Origin of the sequence: Xanthomonas campestris pv. campestris str. ATCC 33913 (genome assembly GCF_000007145.1) — a bacterium.
Classification (GTDB): domain Bacteria; phylum Pseudomonadota; class Gammaproteobacteria; order Xanthomonadales; family Xanthomonadaceae; genus Xanthomonas; species Xanthomonas campestris.
Genome location: NC_003902.1, coordinates 2567427 through 2592646, shown reverse-complemented (window position 1 = coordinate 2592646; position 25220 = coordinate 2567427). Strand labels below are relative to the sequence as shown.

Genomic DNA, 25220 nt, shown 5'->3' with positions numbered 1-25220 from the left:
GGGGTCATTCATCGGAAGGAGGGGCGGTGTGACCGGAGCCGAGCGGGCGCTGCATCTGCACCGCGTCCAACCAGCGGCCATGCTTGCGGCCCAGTCCGGTGAAGACTCCGACCGTACGAAACTCAAAACGTTCATGCAGGCGCAGTGACGCCTGGTTGGTGGCATCGCCGATCACGGCAATCATCTGCCGGTAGCCGCGCTGCTCGCAGACGGCAATCAAGGCGCCAAGCAGCTGCGAACCGATGCCGCATCCTTGCGCGGCAGCGGCCAGATAAATCGAATTTTCCACCGTCCAGCGGTAGCCGGCGCGTGCGCGGTAGCTGCTTGCGTAGGCGTACCCGATCACCGCGCCATCGCGTTCGGCCACCAGATACGGATAACCGGCGTCCACGATGGCGCGCACGCGGCCGCGCATCTGCTCGGCCGACGGCGCGACGTATTCGTAGGTGTTGCACCCGGCGATCTGCTCCGCGTAGATCGCGGTGATCGCCGGGATGTCCGCGTCGCGGACCTCACGCAGCTCGACGGGCATGCGCGGTCAGTCGATGTAACGCTTGAGCAGATCGCCATACGCGTCGATGCGGCGGTCGCGCAGGAACGGCCAGATGCGCCGCACATGCTCGCTGCGCTGCAGGTCCACATCGCACACCAGGATGGTCGGATCCTGCCCGGCTTCGGCAATGAACTCGCCCTGCGGCCCCAGCACGTGGCTATTGCCCCAGAACTGGATGCCCGAAGCACCGATCGGCGACGGCTCGTGACCGACACGGTTGCACGACAGCACCGGCACGCCGTTGGCCACCGCATGGCCGCGATGGCTCAGCACCCACGCATCGCGCTGGCGTTCCTGCTCGGCCTGCGCATCGTCCGGATCCCAACCGATCGCGGTGGGGTAGAGCAGCAATTCGGCACCAGCCAGCGCCATCAGGCGCGCCGCTTCCGGGTACCACTGGTCCCAGCACACCAACACGCCGAGCCGGCCGACCGAGGTATCCACCGGCGTAAAGCCCAGATCGCCCGGGGTGAAGTAGAACTTCTCGTAGAAGCCCGGGTCGTCGGGGATGTGCATCTTGCGGTACTTGCCAAGCAAACGGCCGTCCGCCTCCAGCACCACGGCAGTGTTGTGGTACAGGCCGGCGGCGCGGCGCTCGAACAACGAGGCCACGATCACCACGCCATGCTGCTTGGCCAGCGCGCCCAGGCGCTCGGTGCTGGGGCCGGGAATCGGCTCGGCCAGATCGAACACGTCTACCGATTCGTGCTGGCAGAAATACGCGCCGTTGTGCAGTTCCTGCAGCAGCACCAGTTTGGCGCCCTGCGCGGCGGCTTCGGCCACGCGCGACTCGATGACGGCCAGATTGGCCTCGGCGTCGCCGTGGTTGCGCTCCTGGATCAGCGCGACGGGAAGGAGATGTCGGGTCATGGCTACTCGTCCTGCTAGGTGGCGCACAGGGTAGCGCGCCATGGTGGAACGCCGGCCTGCCGGCCGGAACAATACGGGTCAGGCGGCCAGCAGGCCGGCAGGCAACTGCATGGTCAGACAATGCAGGCTGCCGTTCTGCCAGATCAGCGGGCGGCATGGCACCGGCACAATCTGGTGCTGCGGAAACGCGTCGGCCAGCACTGCCTGCGCCGCAGCATCCGCGGCGTCGCCATAGGCCGGCATCAGCACCGCGCCGTTGACGATCAAAAAATTGGCGTACGACGCGGCAAGGCGCCGGCCCTGGTCCAGGATCGGCTCTGCCCACGGCAGCACGAACAGGCGATACGGCTGCCCATCAGCCTTGCGCAGCGCAGCCAGTTCTTCGCCCATCGCCTGCAGCTCGGCGTAGTGGGAATCGCTCGGTACGGCGCAGCCCTGGTAGACGATCGCATCCGCGCCGGCGAAGCGCGCCAGCGTATCGATATGCGCGTCGGTGTCATCGCCTTCCAGATAGCCGTGGTCCAGCCACAGCACGCGGTCCTGCGCCAGCCAGGTCGCCAGGTCGCTGCTGAGGGAGTCGCGCGAGCGCTGCGGGTGCCGTTCGTGCAGGCACTTCCAGGTGGTCAGCAAGGTGCCGGCGCCATCGGTTTCGATCGCGCCACCTTCCAGCGCGAAGTCGACCGTCTGCACATCGGCGGGCACGAAGACGCTCGCCGCATCCAGGCTGCTAACCAGTTGATCGTCCAGGCTCGCCTCGAACTTGCCACCCCAGCCGGTGAAGCGAAAATCCATCAGCCGGAAGCCGTCGCCATGGCGCAGCGTGATCGGGCCCGAATCGCGCAGCCAGGTGTCGTTGTAGGCGGCAACCACGAAGCGTACCTGTGCCATCTCCACCCGCGCCGAACGCAGGCGGGCTTCGGCATAGATCTGCAGGTCATCGTCGGCCACGCAGATGATCACCGGCTGGAAGCGGGTGATCGCGGTGACCAAGGCAATATAGGTGTCTTCCACCTCGGCCAGGCGCTCGGCCCAGTCGGTGCCGGCATGTGGCCAGGCAATCAGGATGGCGGATTGGGATTCCCACTCCGCAGGAAAACGAACGCTGTCGGTCATGCCGGTCACTTACTCATCTGATGCCTGGGGCAACGCCCCGGCGGTGGGCTATCTCCGCACCCAGGTGCGAAGGCTTGCAGTCCGTTCATGCCACTTGGGCGGCAGTGCTCGGTGGCTGCACCGGAGCGTTGTACGCCCCGGTTGTGTCAAGCGGCGCGGCGGCACGCATGCGCGCCGCGCCTGATGTTGCGGACGTGGTGCTTAGCGAATCGGCGGCTTCGGGCCGATCTCGTCGGCGTCGGCCTGGTTGGCCACCACGTCGATCACCTTGCTCTTTTCGAAGTACACCGTGAAGGCGGGATACACCCAGCGATGGATGGTCGGCCATTGACGCTTCTGGCCGCCGCGCGGGTCCAGCTTTTCCTGCGGCGCACCGTAGCGGCTTTCCACCTGGCCCATGCTGTCGCCACGCAAGGGCAGGGCAGCGGCAGGTTTCTGCTGCGCCCGGTCAACCAGCAGCGTTTCGGCATAAGCACTGGCACTGATCCCCATCAATGCCATCAGTGACCCTACAAACAGACGGTTGCGCATGTCATCTACTCCCCAGTGGACAAGATTCGAACGGTGATTACAGCAAAAAAACATCGCAAAAACTGGTGCACGCCCCGGTGAGCGTTGCCGGCCGGACCTGTCATGCAGGCCGATGCGCATGGGTGCAGCATCGTGCGGACATCAGCCAAGAAAAAACCGCCCGGAGGCGGCTTTCTCGGGTCTTGCTGCGCAAGGCGTCGGCTTAGCGCTGACGGGCCTTGAAGCGCGGGTTCGACTTGCAGATCACGAAGACCTTGCCGCGGCGGCGGACCACCTTGCAGTCGCGGTGACGGGTCTTCGCAGACTTCAGGGAGGACAGGACTTTCATGGCACACCTCGGCGTAAACGGTTGGATTCGATGGAAGAGTGCCCGCGATCGAGGGTGCACCCGGAATTAAGCCGGCAATTCTAACCGGCTTTTCGTCGTGCTTTCAAGTGGTTGCATCCGAATGGCTGCGAGCGGCGCTACACTACCGCCTGATGACCTTCCGGAAACCTGAATGACCGACCTGTCACCCGTGCTCACCATCGATGGACCCTCCGGCGCCGGCAAGGGAACCGTGAGCCGGATCGTCGCCGCCCGGCTGGGCTGGCATTACCTCGATTCGGGCGCACTTTACCGTGCGGTGGGCGTGGCGGCGAGCTGGGCCGACCTTGATGTGTCTGACCCGGCCGCGCTGGTGCGTTGCGCCTTCGATACCAAGGTCGAGTTCGATGAGGCTGGCGAGGCAGGCCTGCGGGTGCTGGTCAACGGCGTGGACGCCACCAGCGAGCTGCGCTTGGAAACCACCGGTGCGCTCGCTTCGGCGATCGCCGCCATTCCGGAGGTGCGCTCGGCCCTGAAGGAGCGCCAGCGCGCGTTCCGCCAGCCGCCGGGCCTGGTCGCCGACGGCCGCGACATGGGCACGGTCATCTTCCCGGATGCCGCATTCAAGGTCTTCCTGACCGCCAGTGCCGAAGAACGTGCGGGCCGTCGCCATAAACAGTTGATGGAAAAGGGTGTTTCGGTTATCTTTGACGACCTGCTGCGCGAGATCATGGCCCGTGATGCCCGTGATGCGCAGCGGGTGGTGGCGCCATTGCGGCCGGCCGAAGACGCCGTGCTGATCGATACCAGCGGGATCGGGATCGAAGATGTCGTCCAGCGTGTGGTGGGGCTGTTGGACTCCCGCACGCCGTAAGTGTTGCAGCCAGCGGGCACGTCCCGCCGACCGTAAGGCGTTTCAAAGGCTCCGTCGCGCATCCCGCGTGGCGGTTCTATTACTTCACAACCGACCCGCGGTGCCGGGGTCAAACAGGCTGGGCGGTACGTATCGGTCGCTAGGCGACGATCAACGCCCGTGTGTTCAACTGAGTAAACTCCAAATGACAGAATCTTTTGCCGAACTGTTCGAAGCCAGCCAAGCCAATCTGGCGAAGCTGAAGCCGGGCTCCATTGTCACCGGTACCGTCGTGGAAGTCCGCGGCGACGTGGTGGTGATCAACGCTGGCCTGAAGTCCGAAGGCATCGTGCCGATCGAGCAGTTCCGTAACGACGCTGGCGAAATCGATGTCGGCGTTGGCGACCAGGTCAAGGTTGCCCTCGACTCCATCGAAAACGGCTTCGGCGAAACCGTGTTGTCGCGCGAGAAGGCCAAGCGCGCGATGGTGTGGGACGAGCTGGAAGAAGCGTTGGAAAAGAACGAAACCATCACCGGCCGCATCAGCGGCAAGGTCAAGGGTGGTTTCACCGTGGACATCAAGGATGTTCGCGCGTTCCTGCCTGGTTCGCTGGTGGATGTGCGCCCGGTGCGCGACCCGGCCTACCTGGAAGGCAAGGAACTCGAGTTCAAGCTGATCAAGCTGGACCGCAAGCGCAACAACGTGGTTGTGTCCCGCCGTGCAGTGGTCGAGAGCGAGCATTCGGAAGAGCGCGAGCAGCTGATGGACAAGCTGCAGGAAGGCGCGATCCTGAAGGGTGTCGTCAAGAACCTGACCGACTACGGCGCATTCGTGGACCTGGGCGGTATCGACGGCCTGCTGCACATCACCGACATGGCCTGGAAGCGCGTGCGCCATCCGTCCGAAGTCGTGAACGTCGGCGACGAGCTGGACGTGCGCGTGCTGAAGTTCGATCGCGAGCGTAACCGCGTCAGCCTCGGCCTGAAGCAGCTGGGCGAAGATCCGTGGGACAACATCGCCCGTCGTTACCCGGCCAACAGCCGCGTGTTCGGCAAGGTCTCCAACGTCACCGATTACGGCGCATTCGTCGAGATCGAGCCGGGCGTCGAAGGTCTGGTGCACGTGTCCGAGATGGATTGGACCAACAAGAACGTCAACCCGTCCAAGGTTGTGCAGGTCGGTGACGAAGTCGAAGTGATGGTGCTGGACGTCGATGAAGAGCGTCGCCGCATCTCGCTGGGCATGAAGCAGGTTGCCGCCAATCCGTGGGAAACCTTCGCTGCGACCCACAAGAAGAACGACAAGGTGTCCGGTCAGATCAAGTCGATCACCGACTTCGGCATCTTCATTGGTCTGGACGGCGGCATCGACGGTCTGGTGCACCTGTCCGACATCAGCTGGAACACCACCGGCGAAGATGTCGTGCGCAATTACAAGAAGGGCGACACGCTGGAAGCCGTCGTGCTGGCAGTGGACCCGGAACGTGAGCGCATCAGCCTGGGCGTTAAGCAGCTGGAGCAGGATCCGTTCGGCCAGTACATGGCGTCCAACCCGAAGGGTTCGAAGGTCGAAGGCGTGGTCCGTGAAGTGGATGCGAAGGGCGCCACGATCGACCTGGCCGATGGCATCGAAGGCTACGTCGCTGCACGCGACATCGCCAACGAGCGTGTGGACGATGCGACCCAGCATCTGAAGGTTGGCGACAAGATCGAAGCCAAGTTCGTGGGCATGGACCGCAAGGGCCGTACCCTGCAGCTGTCGATCAAGGCCAAGGACGATGCCGAAATGCGCGAAGTGCTGGAGGAATACCAGTCCGCGTCGGGCGGCACGACTCAGCTGGGTGCGCTGCTGCGCGCGCAGTTGAACAGCAACAAGTCCGAGTAAGCGCGTAGCGCTCTTTGAGAGCGTGATGGATCGGCCCGGGCTTGCCCGGGCCGATTCCGATGTGTCAGTCGAAAAAAGCAAGTCTTCCCATGACCAAGTCCGAATTGATCGAAATCCTGGCGCGACGCCAAGCGCATCTGAAGTCGGACGATGTGGATCTGGCGGTCAAATCGCTGCTTGAAATGATGGGGCAGGCCTTGTCCGATGGTGATCGGATCGAAATCCGTGGGTTTGGCAGCTTCTCGCTGCATTACCGCCCGCCACGCCTGGGCCGCAACCCGAAGACCGGTGAATCGGTCGCGCTGCCTGGCAAGCATGTTCCGCATTTCAAACCCGGCAAGGAGCTGCGCGAGCGCGTGAGCTCGGTGGTGCCGGTCGACATGGTGGATGCAGCGGACTGAGTCCGTGCTGCTGCTGCGTTGATGTCCGCTCGGTTAAGCTAGGCGCCTTCCCGACGGAGTTCCGCCATGAGGGTGTTTCGCTTGCTGGTGATGTTGGCCTTCCTGCTGGTTGGTCTGATCATTGGCGCGGTCAATTCCCAGGACGTCACGCTCGACTTCCTGTTCTCCAGTGTGCACACGACCTCCGGGATCGCGATCATCGTCGCGCTGCTGGTCGGTGTGTTGATCGGCGCCGGCATGGTGCTGGTCAGTGTGGTCATTCCCCTCTATTCCAAGCTGCGCCAGGCCAACAAGGCTGCCGCGGTCAGTCGCGCCGACGCCGGGCCAGTTGCACCTGTCGCCGTCGAGCCGCGCCCGCTTGATGGACTGTAAGTACGTATGGACTTCCTGACCGAATGGTTCTGGTTCTTCCTGTTTCTGCCGATCGCCGCGCTTGGCGGCTGGATCGTTGGCCGGCGCGGTGGCCAGCGCCACGGCGACACCCAGGTCAGCCGTCTGTCCAGCACCTACTTCCGTGGTCTGAACTATCTGCTCAACGAGCAGCCGGACAAGGCCATCGAGCTGTTTCTGCATATCGCCGAACTGGACAAGGAAACCTTCGAGACCCAGGTCGCGTTGGGGCATCTGTTCCGCCGCCGCGGTGAAGTGGACCGCGCCATCCGCCTTCACCAAGGACTGGTGCAGCGCGCCGATCTGACCGATCAGCAGCGTGTCCAGGCCTTGCTGGCACTGGGCGAGGACTACATGAAGTCCGGCCTGCTGGATCGCGCCGAAACCGTGTTCACCGAGCTGGCGCAGCTGGACCAGCGCGCGCCGCAGGCGTTGCGCCATCTGATCGGCATCTACCAGGCCGAGCGTGACTGGGAAAAGGCGATCGACAACGCCACTCGCTACGAAGAAGTCACCGGCGAGCCGATGGGCAAGCTGATCTCGCAGTTCGAATGTGAGCTGGCCGATCGCTACCGTGGCCTGAGCAAACCGGACGACGCGCTGCAGGCCATCGCACGCGCCTATCAGGCCGACGGCACCTCGGTGCGCGCCGGCATTCTGGAAGGCCGGATCGAGGCCGAGCGCGGTCACGACGAGGCGGCGGTCCGCGCGTTCGAGCGTGCCGCGCGGCACGATCCAGAATACCTGCCGGAAATCATTCCCGCACTGATGGCGGCCTACCGCCGGGTGGGCGACATCGCCGGCGCGCGCAATTTCCTGTCGGAGATGACCGAGCACTATCGCGGCATCGCGCCGGTGCTGGCCCTGACCCAGTTGATGGAGGCGCAGGACGGCGTAGCGCCGGCCCTGGCCTATCTGGGTCGTCAGCTCAAGGATCGCCCCTCGGTACGCGGCGAGTCTGCCTTGATCGATCTGACGCTCGCCGAAGGCAGCGACCCGGTCGGCACGTTGCAGGATCTCAAGCACATCACCGACCAATTGCTGGTGCGCAATCCCAGCTATCGCTGCACCCGCTGCGGGTTCGGCGCAAAGACCCATCACTGGCAATGTCCCAGCTGCAAGGAATGGGGAACCGTCAAGCCGCTGCTGAACTACGCGGTGGTCTAGTGCCGCCGCTCTGGCTGTGGTGCGCGCTACATCTGCTGATCGCAGCGCTGGCAACCTGGGGGCTGCGGCGCTATGCGTTGCAGCGGCGCCTGCTCGACCATCCCGGCGAGCGGCGCAGCCATACCGTGGCTACCCCGCGTGGTGGTGGCATGGCCATTGTCGTTGCGCTCCTGACGGGCTGCTTGGTGGCCTCATTTGTATGGCCCACCGGGCGTCTATCGATTGCCTGGTTCGCTGCAGGCTTACTCCTGGTTGCGGGCGTGGGCTGGTGGGACGACCACAGGCCGCTCTCGGCCAAACTGCGCTTTGCGATCCATGCCCTCGCATCGGTGTCGCTTGGCCTGCTGGTGGTACGCCATACAGGGCAACCGCTGGATGGGATCCTCGCGGCGTTGGCGTCGGTGGTGCTCATCAATGTCTGGAATTTCATGGATGGCATCAACGGGCTGGCTTCCAGTCAAGCCGCACTTGCGGGTGCCGCGTTCGCGCTTGTTGTCCCAGGCAACCTTTCGTGGGCTGGATGGGCACTGACAGCCGCATGCCTTGGATTTCTCCCATTCAACTTTCCGCGCGCGCGCATTTTCCTGGGCGATGGCGGCAGCGGGGCACTCGGCTATGTGCTCGCCGGGCTCCTGGCCTTGTCAGTGGGAGCGGGGCAGGTGAGTTGGTGGATCGTGTGGTTTCCGTTGACTTCGTTTCTTGTCGACGCGGGCTTCACGCTGCTGTCTCGCATGCTTTCCGGACAGCGCTGGTGGGAGCCTCACGCCTCGCACGTCTATCAACGCCTGGCACGATTGCTGACCAATCATGTGCCGGTGACCACGGTTTACTTCGCTTTCAGTCTCATCGCTGTTTGCTTGTTTGTCATAATTCGTACCGATTCGCGCGGGTGGCTCATGGCTGATGCGGTGGCATGGGGCATCGGCGCAACGGCGATCTGGCAACTTCTGCGCCATGGATTGCGCAATTCTTGAGTAATGGATTTTTATGATTTCCTGGCGTGATCGTTTGACCAAGTCGCTTCCACAGATCGCTGTGGTCGTCCATGACCTGCTGATGGTCTGGGTGTGCTGGCAGCTGCTGCATGCGGGCCGTTACTCCATGCTGCGCGACGCGCCAGACCTGCCACTGTGGGATTGGCGTACGGCGGTGGTCTTGGTCGCACAGGGGCTGGTGTTCTGGCGGATGGGGTTGTATCGCGGCCTCTGGCGCTTTGCCTCGGTGCCGGATCTGTGGAACATCTTCAAGTCCAGTTTTCTCGGCCTGGTCGCGATTGTGCTGGCGTTGTCGTACGACCGCCTTGATGGCGTGCCGCTCTCGGTGCTGGTGGTCTATCCGTTTGCGCTGTCGGCGTTGCTCGGCACGCCGCGGTTGCTCTACCGCGCCTGGAAGGATTACCAAATTGCCCACTCTGGCGATGCCGCGCAGCGGGTGCTGATTCTTGGCGCAGGGCGTGCGGCCGAGGGTCTGGTGCGTGACCTGCGCCGTAGCGGCACGTTCGTCCCGGTCGGCTTTCTGGATGACGCCACCCATTTGCACGGCGCCAAGATCCAGGGCCTGAATGTGCTGGGCAACCTGGATCAGGCCGCGGCGATCGCCAAGGAAACTGCGGCCAAGCTCCTCGTCATCGCGATTCCATCGTTGGATGCATCCGGCATGCAGCGGGTGGTGGCCATCTGCGAAAGCACCGGTCTGCCGTTCCGGATGGTGCCCAAGCTGATCAACGTGCTGGAGGGCCGGTCGCTGCCAGGCGAGTTGAAGGAAGTGGCGATCGAGGACCTGCTCAACCGCAAGCCGGTCACGCCGGACTGGCGCCTGATCCGCGACTGGCTCACCAACAAGACCGTGATGGTGACCGGCGCCGGCGGTTCGATCGGCTCGGAAGTCTGCCGGCAGTGCGCGCGTCATGGCGCGCGTCGCATCGTGCTGCTGGAAATCGATGAGCTGGCGCTGCTGACCATCGATTCGGACCTGCGCCGGTTGTTCCCCGATATCGAAGTGGTGCGCGTGCTTGGCGACTGCGGCGACCCGGCAGTGGTGGCGCATGCCTTACGCACTGCTACGCCCGATGCCGTGTTCCATGCGGCCGCCTACAAGCAGGTGCCGCTGCTGGAAGAGCAGCTGCGCGAAGCGGTGCGCAACAACGTGCTCGCAACCGAGAACGTGGCGCGTGCCTGCCAGCGGGCGCGGATCGAAACGTTTGTGTTCATCTCCACCGACAAGGCGGTGGAGCCGGTCAACGTGCTCGGCGCGAGCAAGCGCTATGCGGAGATGATCTGCCAGAGTCTTGACGCCCGCGATGCGCCGACGCGCTTCATTACCGTGCGCTTCGGCAACGTGCTGGATTCGGCCGGCAGCGTGGTGCCGTTGTTCCGTGAACAGATCCGGCAGGGCGGCCCGGTCACGGTGACGCATCCGGATGTGACGCGTTACTTCATGACCATTCCCGAAGCCTGCCAGCTGGTGGTGCAGGCCGCAGCATCTGCGTCGCACGGCGCCATCTATACGCTGGACATGGGCGAGCCGGTGCCGATCCGGCTCCTGGCCGAGCAGATGATCCGCCTGGCAGGCAAGCAGCCGGGCAAGGACATCGCCATTCTCTACACCGGTCTGCGCCCGGGCGAAAAATTGCACGAGACCTTGTTCTATTCCGACGAGGACTACCGACCCACCGCGCATCCCAAGATCCTGGAAGCCGGTGTGCGCGAGTTCTCGCACGAGCAGGTGTTGCAACTGGTGACGCGCCTGCGCGAGGCGGTTAACCGCTATGACATCAACGCAATGGAGACTGTGCTGGGCAGTCTGATGCCGGATTTTGCGGCTGCTCGACGGAAAGTCGACACGCGATCTGATACGGTCGTTCCATTCCCCGCACGTGAGGTCAGAAGACTTTAATGAGCAAGCGTATTCGCAAGGCCGTATTCCCCGTCGCAGGTCTTGGGACCCGCTTTCTTCCGGCAACCAAGACGGTGCCGAAGGAAATGCTGCCGATCATCGATAAACCGCTTATCCAGTACGCCGTGGACGAAGCCATCCAGGCCGGTTGCGATACGCTGATCTTCGTCACCAATCGCTACAAGCACTCGATCGCCGACTACTTCGACAAGGCCTATGAGCTGGAGCAGAAGCTCGAGCGCGCAGGCAAGCTCGAGCAATTGGAGCTGGTGCGCCATGCACTGCCCGAAGGCGTCCGCGCCATTTTTGTGACGCAGGCCGAAGCGCTCGGCCTGGGCCATGCGGTGATGTGTGCCAAGGCCGTGGTCGGTGACGAACCGTTCGCAGTGCTGCTGCCCGACGACCTGATGTGGAACCGCGGCGATGCGGCGCTGACCCAGATGGCCGATGTGGCAGAAGCCTCCGGCGGCAGCGTGATCGCCGTGGAAGATGTGCCGCACGACAAGACGGCCAGTTATGGCATCGTGTCCACCGATGCGTTCGACGGCCGCAAGGGCCGCATCAATGCCATCGTCGAAAAGCCCAAGCCGGAAGTGGCGCCGAGCAATCTGGCGGTCGTCGGTCGTTACGTGCTGAGCCCGAAGATCTTCGAGTACCTGGAGTCCACGGGCGCCGGTGCAGGTGGCGAGATCCAGCTCACCGATGCGATCGCCGAACTGCTCAAGCAGGAACAGGTCGATGCGTTCCGTTTCGAGGGCCGTCGCTTCGACTGCGGCGCGCACATCGGTTTGATCGAGGCCACGGTGCACTTTGCGCTCGAGCACGAGAAGCATGGCGCACCGGCGAAGGAAATCATTCGCAGCGCCTTGGCCGCGGCAGACGCACGCGGCTGAGTGTTCGGCTAGCAGTGTTGCAACGAACGGCGCCATTGGGCGCCGTTCGTCGTTTTGGGTCCGCGCGTTAGCGAAGAGTGGTGCCATGCTTGAGATCGCTGCCATCCATATCGCGCGTCACATACGCAAGCACGTGCAGGCCAGCGGCCGCCACGTGCCGCTAAAATCCTTGTCATGAGCCAGCCTGCCGAATCCAGTGAACTGATCAACGTGGTGACCCTGCTGGGCGCTGCGGTGGTCGCCATTCCGCTGTTCCGACGGCTGGGCCTTGGCTCGGTGCTCGGCTATCTGGCCGCCGGCTTGGCGATTGGGCCGTTCGGGTTTGGCCTGTTCGATGACCCGCAAGCGATCCTGCATGTGGCCGAACTGGGCGTGGTGATGTTTCTGTTCGTGATCGGGCTGGAGATGCGGCCCTCGCATCTGTGGAGCTTGCGCTCTGAAATTTTTGGCCTAGGCACGGTGCAGATCTGCGTGTGCGCGCTGGTCTTGACCGGCATCGGCATCCTGCTCGGCTTTGCGCCGCCGGTGGCCTTCGTGGCCGCGTCCGGTTTCGTGCTGACCTCCACTGCAGTGGTGATGCAGTTGCTTGCCGAGCGCGGCGACGTGGCGCTGCCATCGGGGCAGAAGATCGTGGCGATCCTGCTGTTCGAGGACCTGCTGATCGTGCCGCTGTTGGCGATCGTTGCCTGGATGGGCGCCAGTGGCGACCCGCAAGCCGCTTCGCAGCGTTGGCAGGGCATTGGCATTGGCCTGGCCTGCATCGTTGGACTGCTGGTGGCCGGCCGGTGGTTGCTCAATCCTTTGTTCCGCATCCTGGCCGCCAGCAAGGCGCGCGAGGTGATGACCGCTGCCGCGCTGCTGGTGGTGCTGGGCGCCGCGCTCTTGATGCAGGTTGGCGGGTTGTCGATGGCGATGGGCGCGTTCCTGGCCGGGGTGCTGTTGTCTGAATCCACCTTCCGCCATCAGATCGAAGCCGACATCGAACCGTTCCGCGGCATCCTGCTGGGTCTGTTCTTCCTGGGTGTCGGCATGAGCCTGGATCTGCGCGTGGTCGCGGCGGACTGGCGCTTGATCCTGGTCGGCGTGCTGGCGTTGATGGTGGGCAAGGCGGTGTGCATCTATGCGGTGGCGCGCCTGATGCGCAGCGATCACCGGCAGGCGCTGGATCGTGGCGTGCTGATGGCGCAGGGCGGCGAGTTTGCGTTTGTGTTGTTCGCGGCGGCGTCCGCATCCGGTGTCATCGACGCGCAGGTCAATGCCAGCCTTACCGCGATCGTGGTGTTGTCGATGGCACTGACGCCGTTGTTCGTGCTGTTGCAGCGGCGCCTGACGCCGGCAGCGGCGGTGTCGCTGGATGGCGTGGAGGAAGCCAGCGGCCAGACCGGCAGCGTATTGATCATCGGGTTCGGGCGCTTCGGTCAGGTGGCCAGCCAGTCGCTGCTGGCGCGCGATGTGGACGTGACCATCATCGATAACGACATCGAGATGATTCAGAGCGCGGAGGAATTCGGGTTCAAGATCTACTACGGCGATGGCACCCGGTTGGATGTGTTGCATGCCTCCGGTGCACATACCGCGCGTGCGATTGCGGTGTGCGTTGACAACCGCGAGGCGGCCAATCGCATCGTCGAATTGGCAACGCGCGAGTTCCCGCACGCGAAATTGCTGGTGCGTTCCTTTGATCGCGAACACGCTTTGGAGTTGATTGCTGCTGGCGTGGACTACCAGATCCGCGAAACCTTCGAGTCGGCGGTCGCGTTCGGCGAAGTGGCCCTGGTCGAACTGGGCGTGGACGAGGATGAGGCCCGCACGATTGCGCGCGAGATCCGGCGCCGCGATGCCGAGCGCCTGGAGCTGGAAATTGCCGCGGGCAATGTGCGCGCCGGGGCAGGGCTGATGTACGGCAACATCATGCCGACCGTGCCCAAGCCCACGCCCTTTACCCCGCCCAAGCGCGAGAGCCGCACGCTCAATCGCGATGCGCTGCCGCAGGAGTTGCGCGAAGAAACGGCTGAGCGGGACTAAACACAGCGGTCAAATCACCGCGTAACTGGCAGGCGGGCGCGGCCGGTGCTCGGGATCTGCATTTGCCCGAGGCACTTAGGTTTCTTCGCACCCGCCTTGACGATTGCTCGCGACGTTTCGTCGGCCGCTTTAAGGTGATTCAGAACGGCCAGCACATAACGTGCCGGCTGTCATCGCTCAGCCGTGCTTGCGCTGCGCCGCCGCGAAGGCTTCCAGCTGTTCCGGTGTCGCTTCCTGTTGGTGCTGCTGTTTCCAATGCGCAAATGGCATGCCGTACACCGCTTCGCGCGCCTGCTCCTTGCTCATGGGTTGGCCTTGCGCCTCGGCGGCTTCGCGGTACCAGTCGCCCAGGCAGTTGCGGCAGAAGCCGGCAAGAATCATCAGGTCGATGTTCTGCACGTCGGTGCGGTCCTGGTTGAGATGCTGCAGCAGGCGGCGGAACGCGGCGGCTTCGATCGAAGTGGTGTCGGTCATGGCGGAATCGGGGACAATAGACGGCCTTCGACTCTACACCTGACGCCCCATGACCGCTCCCGCGCCAGCTGCCCTCGCTCCGGCCCGCCTCCTCGATGGTCGCCGCATTGCCGAGGAATTGCTCGACGGTCTGAAGCTGCGCGTGGATGCGCGCCTGGCGGCGGGCAAGACCCGGCCCGGGCTGGCGGTGGTGCTGGTAGGCGGCGATCCGGCTTCGTCGGTGTATGTGCGCAACAAGCGCCGTGCGGCCGAAAAAGTGGGCATCGAGGCCTTCGACTACGACCTGCCACAAGGCACCACCGAAGCCGAGCTGGCCGCGTTGATCGACCAGCTCAACACCGATCCCAAGATCCACGGCATCCTGATCCAGTTGCCGCTGCCGGGCATTCCCGATGCCAACCGGTTGATCCAGCGCATCGACCCGCGCAAGGACGTGGACGGGTTCCATCCGCAGAACGTCGGGCATCTGGCGCTGCGCGAATTCGGTTTGCGGCCGTGTACCCCGCGCGGCATCGTGACCTTGCTGGCGCATACCGACCAGCCGGTGCGCGGGCGCAACGCCACCATCGTCGGGGTGAGTAACCATGTGGGCCGCCCGATGGGGCTGGAGCTGCTGATTGCCGGGTGCACGGTGACCAGCTGCCACAAGTTCACCCCGCCGGATGTGCTGGAAGCCAGCGTGCGCAACGCCGACATCCTGGTGGTGGCGGTGGGCCGGCCGGGGCTGATCCCGGGCGAATGGGTCAAGCCTGGGGCGGTGGTCATCGACGTGGGCATCAACCGCCTGGACGATGGGCGCCTGGTCGGCGATGTGGGGTTCGAGGCCGCAGCGCAGCGCGCCGGCTGGATCACCCCGGTGCCGGGCGGGGTGGGGCCGATGACGGTGGCCACGCTGATGCAGAACACGCTCGAGGCGGCCGATGCGGCTGGTTGAGCCGTTGGTGTAGCGCAGCATTGCGGCGGCACTCAGCTGCCGCAGTGTCTTCGCGGCCGCTTTCAGGGTAAAATGTCGCGCTTCCCCAAACTCGGGTCCGCCGATGCTCCGCATCCAGGCTGAAGCTCTTACCTACGACGACGTCTCGCTCGTCCCCGCGCATTCCATTGTCCTGCCAAAGGACGTCAGCCTTGAGACTCGGCTGACACGCGACCTGCGCCTCAAACTGCCGATCTTGTCCGCGGCCATGGATACGGTGACCGAACACCGCCTGGCGGTGGCGATGGCCCAGCTGGGCGGCATCGGCATCATCCACAAGAACCTGACCCCGGCGCAGCAGGCGGGCGAGGTGGCCAAGGTCAAGAAGTTCGAGTCCGGCGTGATCACCGAGCCGTTTACGGTGAGCCCGGACACCACCATCGGTGAAGTGATCGCGCTGACCCGCGCGCGCAACATCTCCGGCGTGCCGGTGGTGGATGGCAGCGAACTGGTTGGCATCGTGACCAGCCGCGACATGCGCTTCGAAAAGAAGCTCGACGATCCGGTCCGCCACATCATGACCAAGAAGGATCGCCTGATCACTGTGCGCGAAGGCGCCAGCGATGAGGAAGTGCTCGAGCTGCTGCATCGCAACCGCATCGAAAAGATCCTGGTGGTCAACGACAGCTTCGAGCTGCGCGGGCTGATTACGGTCAAGGACATCCAGAAGAAGACCGACAACCCCAACGCCGCCAAGGACGGCGCCAAGCGCTTGCTGGTCGGTGCGGCGGTGGGTGTGGGCGGCGATACCGAACAACGTATCGAACTGCTCGCTGCTGCGGGTGTGGACGTGGTCATCGTCGATACCGCGCACGGCCATTCGCAAGGCGTGATCGACCGCGTGGCCTGGGTCAAGAAGACCTACCCGCACCTGCAGGTGATCGGCGGCAATATCGTCACTGGCGATGCAGCGCTGGCGCTGATGGATGCCGGCGCCGACGCGGTCAAGGTCGGCGTGGGCCCGGGGTCGATCTGCACCACCCGTGTGGTGGCCGGTGTGGGCGTGCCGCAGATCACCGCGGTGGATATGGTGGCCGAAGCACTGCAGGACCGCATCCCGCTGATTGCCGATGGCGGCATCCGTTACTCCGGCGATATCGGCAAGGCGCTGGTGGCCGGCGCGTCCACAGTGATGGTCGGCGGCTTGCTGGCTGGTACCGAGGAAGCGCCTGGCGAAGTCGAGTTGTTCCAGGGCCGCAGCTACAAGAGCTACCGCGGCATGGGCAGCCTGGGCGCGATGGAGAAGGGGTCCAAGGACCGCTATTTCCAGGACGCTTCCGACGCCGACAAGCTGGTGCCCGAAGGCATCGAAGGCCGCGTGCCGTATCGCGGCCCGGTGGGCGGCATCATCCATCAGCTGATCGGTGGCCTGCGCGCAACCATGGGCTACGTTGGCTGCGCCACGGTCGAGGAAATGCGCACCAAGCCGAAGTTCGTCAAGATCACCGGCGCCGGTCAACGCGAAAGCCATGTGCACGACGTGCAGATCACGAAAGAGCCGCCGAACTATCGCGCGGGCTAATTCGAATGTGGAAGGCCTCGCTCGCCTATCTTGCGGTCATCTCGGCAATGACCGTGGTGGCGCTGGGATTGCTGGCGGTGTCTTCCGTGTTGTATCGCTGGACATTCTTCGCGTTGATGTATCTGTTGGTGGCATCGGCCCCGGTGCTGTTGGCATCTGGCGCCACTGCACACCTGCAGCGCGTTGTGTTGCGCGTTGCGTCGGCGACACTGCTGGCCAGTGCGCTCTACGGCATGCTCTACCTGCTGATTGGAACGTTTTTGTTGTGGCCGGGAGTGCTCTGCGCTCCGCTGCTTATCCTTTTCCTGGAGTGGCGCCGAGCGCGCCGCCTTCGCCCTGCGAGTAACGATGTCCAGTCTGCATAACGACAAGATCCTCATCCTCGATTTCGGCGCGCAGTACACCCAGCTGATCGCGCGGCGGATTCGCGAAATTGGCGTGTACTGCGAGATCTGGGCCTGGGATCATGATCCGAGCGAGATCGCCGGGTTCGGTGCCAAGGGCATCATTCTCTCGGGTGGTCCCGAGTCGACCACCTTGCCAGGGGCGCCGGTTGCGCCGCAGGAGGTGTTCGATAGCGGCTTGCCGGTGTTCGGTATTTGCTACGGCATGCAGACACTGGCTGCGCAGTTGGGCGGTGCCACCGAGGCGGCCGATCAGCGCGAGTTCGGTCATGCCGAAGTCGATGTAGTGGCGGCCGATGCACTGTTCTCTGGTCTGACCGACCACGCCGGCGCGTCGCGCCTGAATGTGTGGATGAGCCACGGCGACCACGTGTCGCAGGTGCCGCCGGGCTTCACGATTACTGCCGTGACCGACCGTATTCCGGTGGCGGCGATGTCCAACGAAGACAAGCGCTGGTATGGCGTGCAGTTCCACCCGGAAGTGACACATACGCTGCAGGGCCAGACCTTGCTGCGGCGCTTCGTGGTGGACGTGTGTGGCTGCCAGACGCTGTGGACCGCGGCCAACATCATCGATGACCAGATTGCGCGCGTGCGCGAGCAGGTGGGCGACGATGAAGTGATTCTGGGCTTGTCCGGAGGTGTGGATTCGTCGGTGGTCGCGGCACTGCTGCACAAGGCGATCGGTGACAAGCTGACCTGCGTGTTCGTCGACACCGGCCTGCTGCGTTGGCAGGAAGGCGACCAGGTGATGGCGATGTTTGCCGAGCACATGGGCGTCAAGGTGATCCGCGTCAATGCGGCCGACCGCTACTTCGCCAAACTCGAAGGCGTGAGCGATCCTGAAGCCAAGCGCAAGATCATCGGCAACCTGTTCGTGGATATCTTCGATGAAGAATCCAACAAGCTGGCCAATGCCAAGTGGCTGGCGCAGGGCACGATTTATCCGGACGTGATCGAGTCGGCCGGCAGCAAGACCGGTAAGGCGCACGTGATCAAGAGCCACCACAACGTGGGTGGCCTGCCTGAGCACATGAAGCTGGGCCTGGTCGAACCGCTGCGCGAACTGTTCAAGGACGAAGTGCGTCGCCTGGGCGTGGAACTCGGCCTGCCACGCACCATGGTGTATCGCCATCCATTCCCGGGCCCGGGCCTGGGTGTGCGCATCCTGGGCGAGGTGAAGCGCGAATACGCCGAACTGCTGGCCAAGGCCGATGCGATCTTCATCGACGAGCTGCGCAAGGCGGACCTGTACGACAAGACCAGCCAGGCATTCGCGGTGTTCCTTCCGGTTAAGTCGGTGGGTGTGGTGGGCGATGCGCGCGCCTATGAATGGGTGATCGCACTGCGTGCGGTGGAGACCATCGACTTCATGACCGCGCATTGGGCGCACCTGCCATACGACTTCCTCGGCACGGTGAGCAACCGCATCATCAACGAACTGCGCGGCGTCTCGCGCGTGGTCTACGACATCTCCGGCAAACCGCCTGCGACGATCGAGTGGGAGTGAGTTGGTTCTGCTCGCGAGATCGAACGAAAGGGCGCCGCAAGGCGCCTTTTTTATGTCTTGCAGTTTCATCGCTGGCAATCAGGCCGCACGATGCCGCCGCAAAAAAAAGCCGCGCATTGCGCGGCTTGTTGCAGGGTTGCGTTGAACGCTGGCCTCAACGCACCTTGGCCAGTGCCACGCGGGCGTCGGTCATGAACTTTTGCGCTTCCTGCGGCGTGGCCAGGTTGGCAGCGAGCTGGCTGAGCACCTGCTCGATGTCGCTGGAGGCATCCCAGGCTTCGTCGCACAACATGCCGGCGATCGGGCCGAGGTAATTCAATGCGACTTTCTCCAGCGCTTGGCGAACCGCTTCGTCCGGCGCTGCGCCGCTGCCGACAGACGCCGGTGCGGACGCTGTGGGTGCTGCGCTGGCTGCGGCAGGTGCCGGCACCGGAGCGGCGGCAACCGGTGCACGCACTGGGGCCGGCGCACCGCCCAGATCCTGTTCGAAGCCGCCCATCAGCCACTGCCGCGAGTCCTCGCTGAGCAGCGAGGGCTTGCCCATGCCGGCGCCGGGGTCGACCTGGAAGCGGGCCTTGGCGGCGCCGACCATGGTGAGGCGTTGCACGGCCTCATCATTGCGCAGCATGCGGAACACCACTTCTTCGATCTGACCCGCATTGATGCGGATGATGCAGGAGTGGTTCTCCTCGGTGACGACGAACAGAAAGCCGGACGCCTTCTTCAGCGCCAGCGCCTTGAGCTCGCGCAGGACCTCGATCAGCGGACGGAATTCAGTGGACATGGCGTCTTCCTTGCATCATCTGGTGCGGAGTTATACAGCACGGCTCAGCGCTTGCTGAGGCGTTCCATGGCCAACCGGACGCTGTTGGACAGGCGGGAAATGGCGCGCGCCAGGGTACCGATTTCATCCTTGAGGTTGACCTCGGCAATGGTGTGGTTCCACTTGCCCAGGCTCAGTTCTTCGGCAACGGTGGTCAAGTGCTGGATGGGCCGCAACACGCGGTTCCAGATCAGCGCCCACTGCAGGCCGAGCAACAGTGCGCAGACCAGCAGGCCGATGCCGGCGATCCACAGCGACTGGCGCACGATGACGCCGTTGACATCGCTCTTGGGGTAGGCCGAGACGAGCGTGAAGCCCCAGTCCGGCACTTCCTGCTTGGTCACGACCCAATCGTCGGGGCTTTCCTTGACGATCCGCTCGATGGTGGCGGTGTCGGTGGTGGCGCCGGTGGTGGACTGGAAGCGCAGCGTGTTCTTGCTGTCGAAGATGGCGATGAAGCCCGAGTCGAGCACGCGACGGCTGCTGACCACGTTTTCCAGCGCCTGGGTGTCGGCCTTGTAACCGACGTACCAGGCACCGATGACGCGCTTGTCGTTGCCGGCAAAGATCGGCTCGTAACCGGTGACATACGGATTGCCGAGGATGTCGACCACGCCGTAGAAGCTTTCGCCATTACGCAGTTTGGCGGCGGCCTGGCCGGTGGGATCGAGTACGGTGCCGATGGCGCGGCTGCCGTCGTCCTTCTTGACGTTGGTGGAGATGCGCACGAAGTCGTCACCGGTGCGCGAGAACAGCGTTGCGGTGCCTTCGTGGATCGCGGTGACGTCGTCGAGCATGTCGAACACGTTGGCCTGGGACTTCTGGCCCAGCAACAGGTCGTTGGCGTTGCGGTCGGCCACGCGGACGTCATTGCCCACGCTGGGCGCGCCCTGGGCGTTGGCTTCCTTGCGCAGCTGGCGCATGGAGGAATTGACGCGATCGAGCATCATCGCGCGGGTGACCGAGAACAGGGTCTGCAGGGAGACCGACTGGCGCTCGATGGCGTCTGCGGTTTCCGATTTGACCCGGTTGGCCTCGGTAATGGCCAGAATGACCGTCAGTGCCACCACCACGACCAGCACCAAGGCCAGCACCGGCAACAGCAGGCGCACCCGCAAAGAGTGACGAAGCATCGCAATTCCCCTGAACGCGTTTAAATGATTGAATCGAGCCCGCCGCAGCGCGGTGCGGCGGGCGGACGTAGCCGTTATCGGCTGCCGGACAAGATGCTGAAGCGGCTCCCCGAGCCGCTGGCGGTGCATACGATAGCCGAAGCCGATCGGTTTGGCAGCGCCGCATCGCGGCGGCTTCGCCTCGCGTTCAAGAATGGTCGAGCGCGTCGCACTCAGCGGGCGTGCGGTCGGCAAGGTGTGGTCTGTTGGCAGAGGCGCCGGGCGCGGATGAGGGTAGCTGGGCGCCGCTGCACTGTTTGCTGCCGCGTGCGCCGGCGCGGTGAGCGGGGCAGGCGGGCGGCGCCCGTCCGCCGCCAGTGGTGGTGGCGCCTTCAGGTCTCCAGCGACAGGATCCCGCGACGCAGCGCAACGGTGACCGCGTGGGTGCGGTCGCGCACGCCGAGCTTGCACAGGATGTTCTTCATGTGCGCCTTGACGGTTTCTTCTGAGATGCCCAGTGCGTTGCCGATCTGCTTGTTGGAGCAGCCGGTGGCGACCAGGTTCAGCACCTCGGTCTCGCGTGCGGACAAGGCGTCGTCGAGCACGTGCGCGGCGATGTTCTCGGCCACCGAGGCGGGCACGTGGCGGCGTTGACCGCGGCGCACGTCGCGGATGGTGTCGACCAGTTCGCGCCGCAACGCGCTCTTGAGCAGATACCCGCAAGCGCCGGCCTGCAAGGCGCGTACTGCACGCACATCGCCGGTGTAGGTGGTCAGGACGATGACCTTGGCCATGGGGTCGAGCTGGCGGATGCGCTGGATCGCCTGCACGCCGTCCACGCGTGGCATCTGCAGATCCATCAGCACCACGTCCGGGCGCAGGCGGGTGTAGTAGTCCACGGCCTGTTCGCCATCTTCGGCTTCGCCCACCACCTGCATGTCGCGCTCGGCGCCCAGCATGGCGCTCAATCCGTCACGCAACAACGGGTGATCGTCCACCACCAGCACCGCGGTCGGTCGTGTCGTATCAGCCATGGGGAGTCTCCGTGGGTCGTGCGTTTTGAAAGGGCCAGCACCAGCGTTTGGGTGGTCGAACGTACGCAGCGCGCGCGGGGACGACGATCTGCACTTCGGTTCCGCTGCCGGGCCGCGACCACAGTTGCATCTGTGCCCCGATGCGCCGCGCGCGTTCCTGCATGCCGGTCAATCCCCAGTGCCCGGTGCGGGCGTGGCCGTGCAGCACGTCCGGCGCCAGGCCGCAGCCATCGTCGCGGATGCGCAGCACGAAGTCACGTGAACCGTAACGCAGTTCCAGGACGATCTTGTTTGCGCGCGCGTGCCGGTCGGCATTGCTCAGCGCTTCGCGCCCGAGCTGGAACAGTTCGTCGGCCACCATCGCGCGCAAGACGAGTGGGCGGCCATTGACCAGCACGTCCAGGGTTGCGGTGGGGATCGGCATGGTGGTTTCGCGCGCCTGCTGCAACGCGCCGGCCAGATCGGTGCGCAGCGAGTGGGTGTCGCGCAAGCCGTTGACGCGGTCGCGCCCTTCGATGAGGGCGCGCTCGGCCAGTTCGACGGTCTTTTCCAGTTCCTGCCGGCGGGGGTCATCCCAGGCCAGCGAACGGCTGGCGGTGTGCAGGCGCAGGATCAGCCCCTGTGTGCCCTGCAGCAGGGTGTCGTGCAACTCACGGGCGATGCGCTCGCGCTCGCGGTAGCGCTCTTCCAACCGCGCACGCAGGCGTCCGGCCACATGCCGGGTGCGCAAGCGCCACGCCACCGCCAGGGCCGCGACCGCCGCCAGCACGCAGCACAGCTTGAATTGCCAGGTCTGCACGAACGCCGGTTCGATGACCACGTCGAGTGTGTCGCCACGTGCGTTCCACACGCCATCGTTGTTGGCGGCGGCCACCTCGAAGCGATAACGGCCAGGCGCCAGGTTGGTATAGAACGCCTCGGTGCGATTGCCGGCGTCCTGCCAGGCAGCGTCCACGCCATCCAGCCGGTAGCGGAAGCGCACGCGCTCGGGGCGGGTGAGGCTGACCGCTTCGTAGCCGATGCGCAGGCGGTCGCTCCACTTGGGCAGGCGCAGCGCGGCCTGCAGCGGATACGGACGATCGTTGGCGACCACCTCGGTGATGGCGACCGTGGGCGCGGTGGGATTGCGATAGGTCTGGCTGGGGTCGAGCCAGGCCAGGCCCTGGTTGGTGGCAAACCACAGCAGGCCATCGGCTGCGGCCAGCGCGCTGGGAACCGGCGTGGCCTGTTGGGCGATGCCGGGCAGGCCATCCATGGTGTCGTACAGGCGCAGCGATGGCGCCGGCAGGCCGGTCTGCACGCTCTGCGTCAACGCTTGCAGGCTCAGGTGCACCACGCCGCGATTGCCGTTCAACCAGACCCCGCCGGCGGCGTCCTGCACGATACCGGTGACCCCCTGCAGCAGCGGGCTGGCCTGGTCGGGCAAGGTGCGGAATCGGCCATCGGGTCCGAGCACGGCCACCGCCGCTTCGCCGGCCACCAGGGTCAGCGCGGGGCTGCTCCACAGAGCGGTGATCGGGCCGACCGACAAGCCGTCCGTTGCGCTATAGCGGCGCACGCGATTGCCGCGCAGCAGGCGCAGCTCCCCTTTGACGTCTCCGATCCACAGCGCGCCATCGTGCGCACGCGCCAGCACCGAGCATGGGGTTTCCTGCACGCCGGCCAGCGGTTGCCAGCCGGTGCCGTCGTAGCGATACGGCCCACGCGCATCCGGGCACACCAGCGGCTGGTCCATCGCATCGACCAGCAACGCACGTATTTCGCCGGGCGCAACGCCCAGCGGTAATGGGACTGGTTGCACAAGGCCGCCCTGCAGACGCAGTAGCGCGTGTTCGGCCAACACCCAACTGCGTAACGTGTTCGGCACAGCGAGCGTGCTGGCCGCGCCGCCGTGCTGCATCCGATCGATGCGCAGGCGCGTCAGTGCGAGCAGGCGGTTGTCGCGCAATGCGGCAACCAGCGGCCCCGGCGCTGCGCCGCTGCGGCTGGTGAACATCTCCACCGCAGTGGCCGGGCCGGGCAGCAATGCGGCCAATGGCAATAGCGCGCGGTGGCGGAAGCGATTCAAGCCCAGGTTGGTGCCGACCCAGAGGTTGCCTTCGCGGTCTTCCAGTAACGGGCCGGCGGTTGCCGAGGTCAGGCCTTGCAGCGTGCCTACATGTTCCAGCACCGGCGCCAGCGCCAGCGGCGTGGCGATCCGGAACACACCACCGGCCGCGTAGTCCGTGCCCCACAGCGCGCCGTCGCGCATGAAGCGGATACGGCGCGCAAACAGCCCGGCAAAGCGTGGCTGCGCGCGTGTTACTGCGGGAAGCAGCTGCCCGCGCGCGTCGGTCAATGCAAAGATTCCGCGATACGGGTCGGCGACCCAGACGCTGCCATCCGGGCTTTCGGCCATGGTGGTGAACGGGCCAACCGGCTGCCCGCTGGGTTCGAAGCGCTTGCCGCCTGCGGGCAGGCGCAGCAGCTGGGTGCCGTCGCTGACCCACAGCACGCCACGGCGGTCGCGCAGCAACCACTGTGCGCGTGCGGCCGGGTAGCCCCAGTCGGCACCGGCACGGTGCCAGCGCGTGCCATCGAACCAGCACAGGCCGCCATCGATTGCGGCCCAGAGGCGCCCGCTGCCATCGCGCTCCAGCTTGAACACCATGCCGCTGGGCAAGTCCTTGCCTGGTGCGAAGTGGGTGAGGTGGCCGTCGGCGAGACGGTCGATCCCGGCACCGAAATACCCGACCCACGCGGTGTCGTCCGGTGCGAGCGTCAGCGCGGTCATGTTGTGCGATGCGTACGCCTCGCCATTGGGCGGCGGCACACGTGCGAAGCGGTCACCATCGAACTGGAACAAGCCAAAACCGGTCGCCAGCCACAACGGGCCGTTATCGGCCTGCGCGATATCCCAGATGTCGGCCGGTGCGCCGCGCTCGGTGCTCCAGGCGGTGTGGTGAAACTGCAGCACGCCGTCGCGTGTTGCGGCGATCCCGCTTGCCCATGCCGGTACGCACAGCAGCAGCCAACAGCACGCCAGCGTGACCCAGTGCGTAACGCGCAGGCGTAACGACGAAGCGGGGTAGCTGACGGGCTCATGCGGCATCGCAGCATTGTCGGACGAGATCGGGGGAAGCACCACCACCTCTTTCGGGGGAGGACGCGCACTGCGCAGTGGAGTAGGGCGGTGACGGCTTGCAACTCCCGCGGGCATGAGCGCACGCGGCACTCCTTTCGCACGGTTGGAGTATCGCGCAGTGCATGGGTATGTTCGGCCGCGTCCGCTTGTTGGGCGTGGTGCGTGACCGGTGAGTCTGGGCGGTGTGCCGCGCCGTGCGGCGTGGCCTGCACGCGGCTGCATCGGCTCCATGCTGCGCGCGAACCGCGCCAACGCGCGTCGATCTTGCACCCGGGCCACTGCGGCGGCCCCCCCGAAAGAGGGGGCGATTGACCTCACCATCTGGGGTGGGAGCGCGCACCTGCTCACCGCACCATGGCCG

23 protein-coding genes are annotated in these 25220 nt (G+C 64.9%); 13 read left to right on the top strand and 10 right to left on the bottom strand.

All coding sequences use genetic code 11. The features are described 5' to 3' along the window. Positions 1–4 precede the first annotated feature (4 nt). The 5 genes from XCC_RS11465 to ykgO all read right to left on the bottom strand — a co-directional run bounded on the left by XCC_RS11465 (position 5) and on the right by ykgO (position 3395). On the bottom strand, positions 5–532 hold the full coding sequence (locus XCC_RS11465; RefSeq protein ID WP_011037345.1) for a GNAT family N-acetyltransferase: 528 nt from the start codon (positions 530–532) through the stop codon (positions 5–7). Positions 533–538: 6 nt separating this feature from the next. Then, positions 539–1423: a carbon-nitrogen hydrolase gene (locus XCC_RS11460; RefSeq protein ID WP_011037344.1), complete on the bottom strand. Its 885-nt coding sequence runs from the start codon at positions 1421–1423 to the stop codon at positions 539–541. Positions 1424–1501: 78 nt separating this feature from the next. Next, a complete protein-coding gene (locus tag XCC_RS11455; RefSeq protein ID WP_029628951.1) occupies positions 1502–2536 on the bottom strand; it encodes an agmatine deiminase family protein in 1035 nt (344 codons plus the stop codon). A 201-nt stretch (positions 2537–2737) separates the two neighbouring features. After that, positions 2738–3067 (bottom strand): hypothetical protein, encoded by a 330-nt coding sequence (locus XCC_RS11450; protein ID WP_011037342.1) that lies wholly within the window; start codon positions 3065–3067, stop codon positions 2738–2740. 202 nt (positions 3068–3269) lie between these two features. Next, on the bottom strand, positions 3270–3395 hold the full coding sequence (ykgO, locus tag XCC_RS11445) for a type B 50S ribosomal protein L36 (RefSeq protein ID WP_005913193.1): 126 nt from the start codon (positions 3393–3395) through the stop codon (positions 3270–3272). A gap of 172 nt (positions 3396–3567) precedes the next feature. Between ykgO and cmk the strand changes: the two genes are divergently transcribed. From cmk to XCC_RS11400, 9 genes are all read left to right on the top strand, one after another. Next, on the top strand, positions 3568–4248 hold the full coding sequence (cmk, locus tag XCC_RS11440) for a (d)CMP kinase (RefSeq protein WP_011037341.1): 681 nt from the start codon (positions 3568–3570) through the stop codon (positions 4246–4248). 184 nt (positions 4249–4432) lie between these two features. Further along, positions 4433–6112, top strand: a complete 1680-nt coding sequence (gene rpsA / locus XCC_RS11435; protein WP_011037340.1) for a 30S ribosomal protein S1 — start codon at positions 4433–4435, stop codon at positions 6110–6112. 89 nt (positions 6113–6201) lie between these two features. Then, positions 6202–6513 (top strand): integration host factor subunit beta, encoded by a 312-nt coding sequence (locus XCC_RS11430; RefSeq protein ID WP_011037339.1) that lies wholly within the window; start codon positions 6202–6204, stop codon positions 6511–6513. Positions 6514–6579: 66 nt separating this feature from the next. Further along, positions 6580–6885, top strand: a complete 306-nt coding sequence (locus XCC_RS11425) for a lipopolysaccharide assembly protein LapA domain-containing protein (RefSeq protein WP_011037338.1) — start codon at positions 6580–6582, stop codon at positions 6883–6885. A 6-nt stretch (positions 6886–6891) separates the two neighbouring features. Beyond that, positions 6892–8070 (top strand): lipopolysaccharide assembly protein LapB, encoded by a 1179-nt coding sequence (lapB, locus tag XCC_RS11420; RefSeq protein ID WP_011037337.1) that lies wholly within the window; start codon positions 6892–6894, stop codon positions 8068–8070. Next, on the top strand, positions 8028–9044 hold the full coding sequence (locus XCC_RS11415) for an MraY family glycosyltransferase (RefSeq protein ID WP_057672330.1): 1017 nt from the start codon (positions 8028–8030) through the stop codon (positions 9042–9044). The genes lapB and XCC_RS11415 overlap by 43 nt, the downstream gene beginning before the upstream one ends. A gap of 13 nt (positions 9045–9057) precedes the next feature. Next, positions 9058–10965 (top strand): polysaccharide biosynthesis protein, encoded by a 1908-nt coding sequence (locus tag XCC_RS11410; protein ID WP_012438206.1) that lies wholly within the window; start codon positions 9058–9060, stop codon positions 10963–10965. After that, complete coding sequence (galU, locus tag XCC_RS11405) at positions 10965–11858, top strand: UTP--glucose-1-phosphate uridylyltransferase GalU (RefSeq protein WP_011037334.1); 894 nt, start codon at positions 10965–10967, stop codon at positions 11856–11858. Before XCC_RS11410 ends, galU begins: the two co-directional genes overlap by 1 nt. Positions 11859–12032: 174 nt before the next feature. After that, complete coding sequence (locus XCC_RS11400; protein ID WP_011037333.1) at positions 12033–13883, top strand: monovalent cation:proton antiporter-2 (CPA2) family protein; 1851 nt, start codon at positions 12033–12035, stop codon at positions 13881–13883. Between the two features lie 177 nt (positions 13884–14060). On the opposite strand, the gene XCC_RS11395 is transcribed toward XCC_RS11400, so the two are convergent. Next, positions 14061–14357: a DUF1244 domain-containing protein gene (locus tag XCC_RS11395; RefSeq protein ID WP_011037332.1), complete on the bottom strand. Its 297-nt coding sequence runs from the start codon at positions 14355–14357 to the stop codon at positions 14061–14063. A 49-nt stretch (positions 14358–14406) separates the two neighbouring features. Here XCC_RS11395 and folD point away from each other — a divergent pair, with 49 nt between their 5' ends. From folD to guaA, 4 genes are all read left to right on the top strand, one after another. Then, entirely contained in the window at positions 14407–15291 is an 885-nt protein-coding gene (gene folD, locus XCC_RS11390; protein ID WP_011037331.1) for a bifunctional methylenetetrahydrofolate dehydrogenase/methenyltetrahydrofolate cyclohydrolase FolD, read from the top strand. A 103-nt stretch (positions 15292–15394) separates the two neighbouring features. Beyond that, positions 15395–16852 (top strand): IMP dehydrogenase, encoded by a 1458-nt coding sequence (gene guaB, locus XCC_RS11385; protein WP_011037330.1) that lies wholly within the window; start codon positions 15395–15397, stop codon positions 16850–16852. A 5-nt stretch (positions 16853–16857) separates the two neighbouring features. Beyond that, positions 16858–17217 (top strand): hypothetical protein, encoded by a 360-nt coding sequence (locus XCC_RS11380; protein WP_012438208.1) that lies wholly within the window; start codon positions 16858–16860, stop codon positions 17215–17217. After that, entirely contained in the window at positions 17201–18766 is a 1566-nt protein-coding gene (gene guaA, locus XCC_RS11375) for a glutamine-hydrolyzing GMP synthase (RefSeq protein ID WP_011037329.1), read from the top strand. Before XCC_RS11380 ends, guaA begins: the two co-directional genes overlap by 17 nt. 154 nt (positions 18767–18920) lie before the next feature. On the opposite strand, the gene XCC_RS11370 is transcribed toward guaA, so the two are convergent. From XCC_RS11370 to XCC_RS11355, 4 genes are all read right to left on the bottom strand, one after another. Then, positions 18921–19550 (bottom strand): hypothetical protein, encoded by a 630-nt coding sequence (locus XCC_RS11370; protein WP_011037328.1) that lies wholly within the window; start codon positions 19548–19550, stop codon positions 18921–18923. A 44-nt stretch (positions 19551–19594) separates the two neighbouring features. Beyond that, positions 19595–20722, bottom strand: coding sequence for a Cache 3/Cache 2 fusion domain-containing protein (locus XCC_RS11365; protein ID WP_011037327.1), 1128 nt, complete (start codon positions 20720–20722; stop codon positions 19595–19597). Between the two features lie 371 nt (positions 20723–21093). Continuing rightward, positions 21094–21735, bottom strand: a complete 642-nt coding sequence (locus XCC_RS11360) for a response regulator (RefSeq protein WP_011037326.1) — start codon at positions 21733–21735, stop codon at positions 21094–21096. Continuing rightward, positions 21728–24826 carry a sensor histidine kinase gene (locus tag XCC_RS11355; protein WP_011037325.1) on the bottom strand — a complete coding sequence of 1033 codons (3099 nt, stop codon included), beginning with the start codon at positions 24824–24826 and terminating at the stop codon, positions 21728–21730. The genes XCC_RS11360 and XCC_RS11355 overlap by 8 nt, the downstream gene beginning before the upstream one ends. Between the last annotated feature and the right edge of the window lie 394 nt (positions 24827–25220).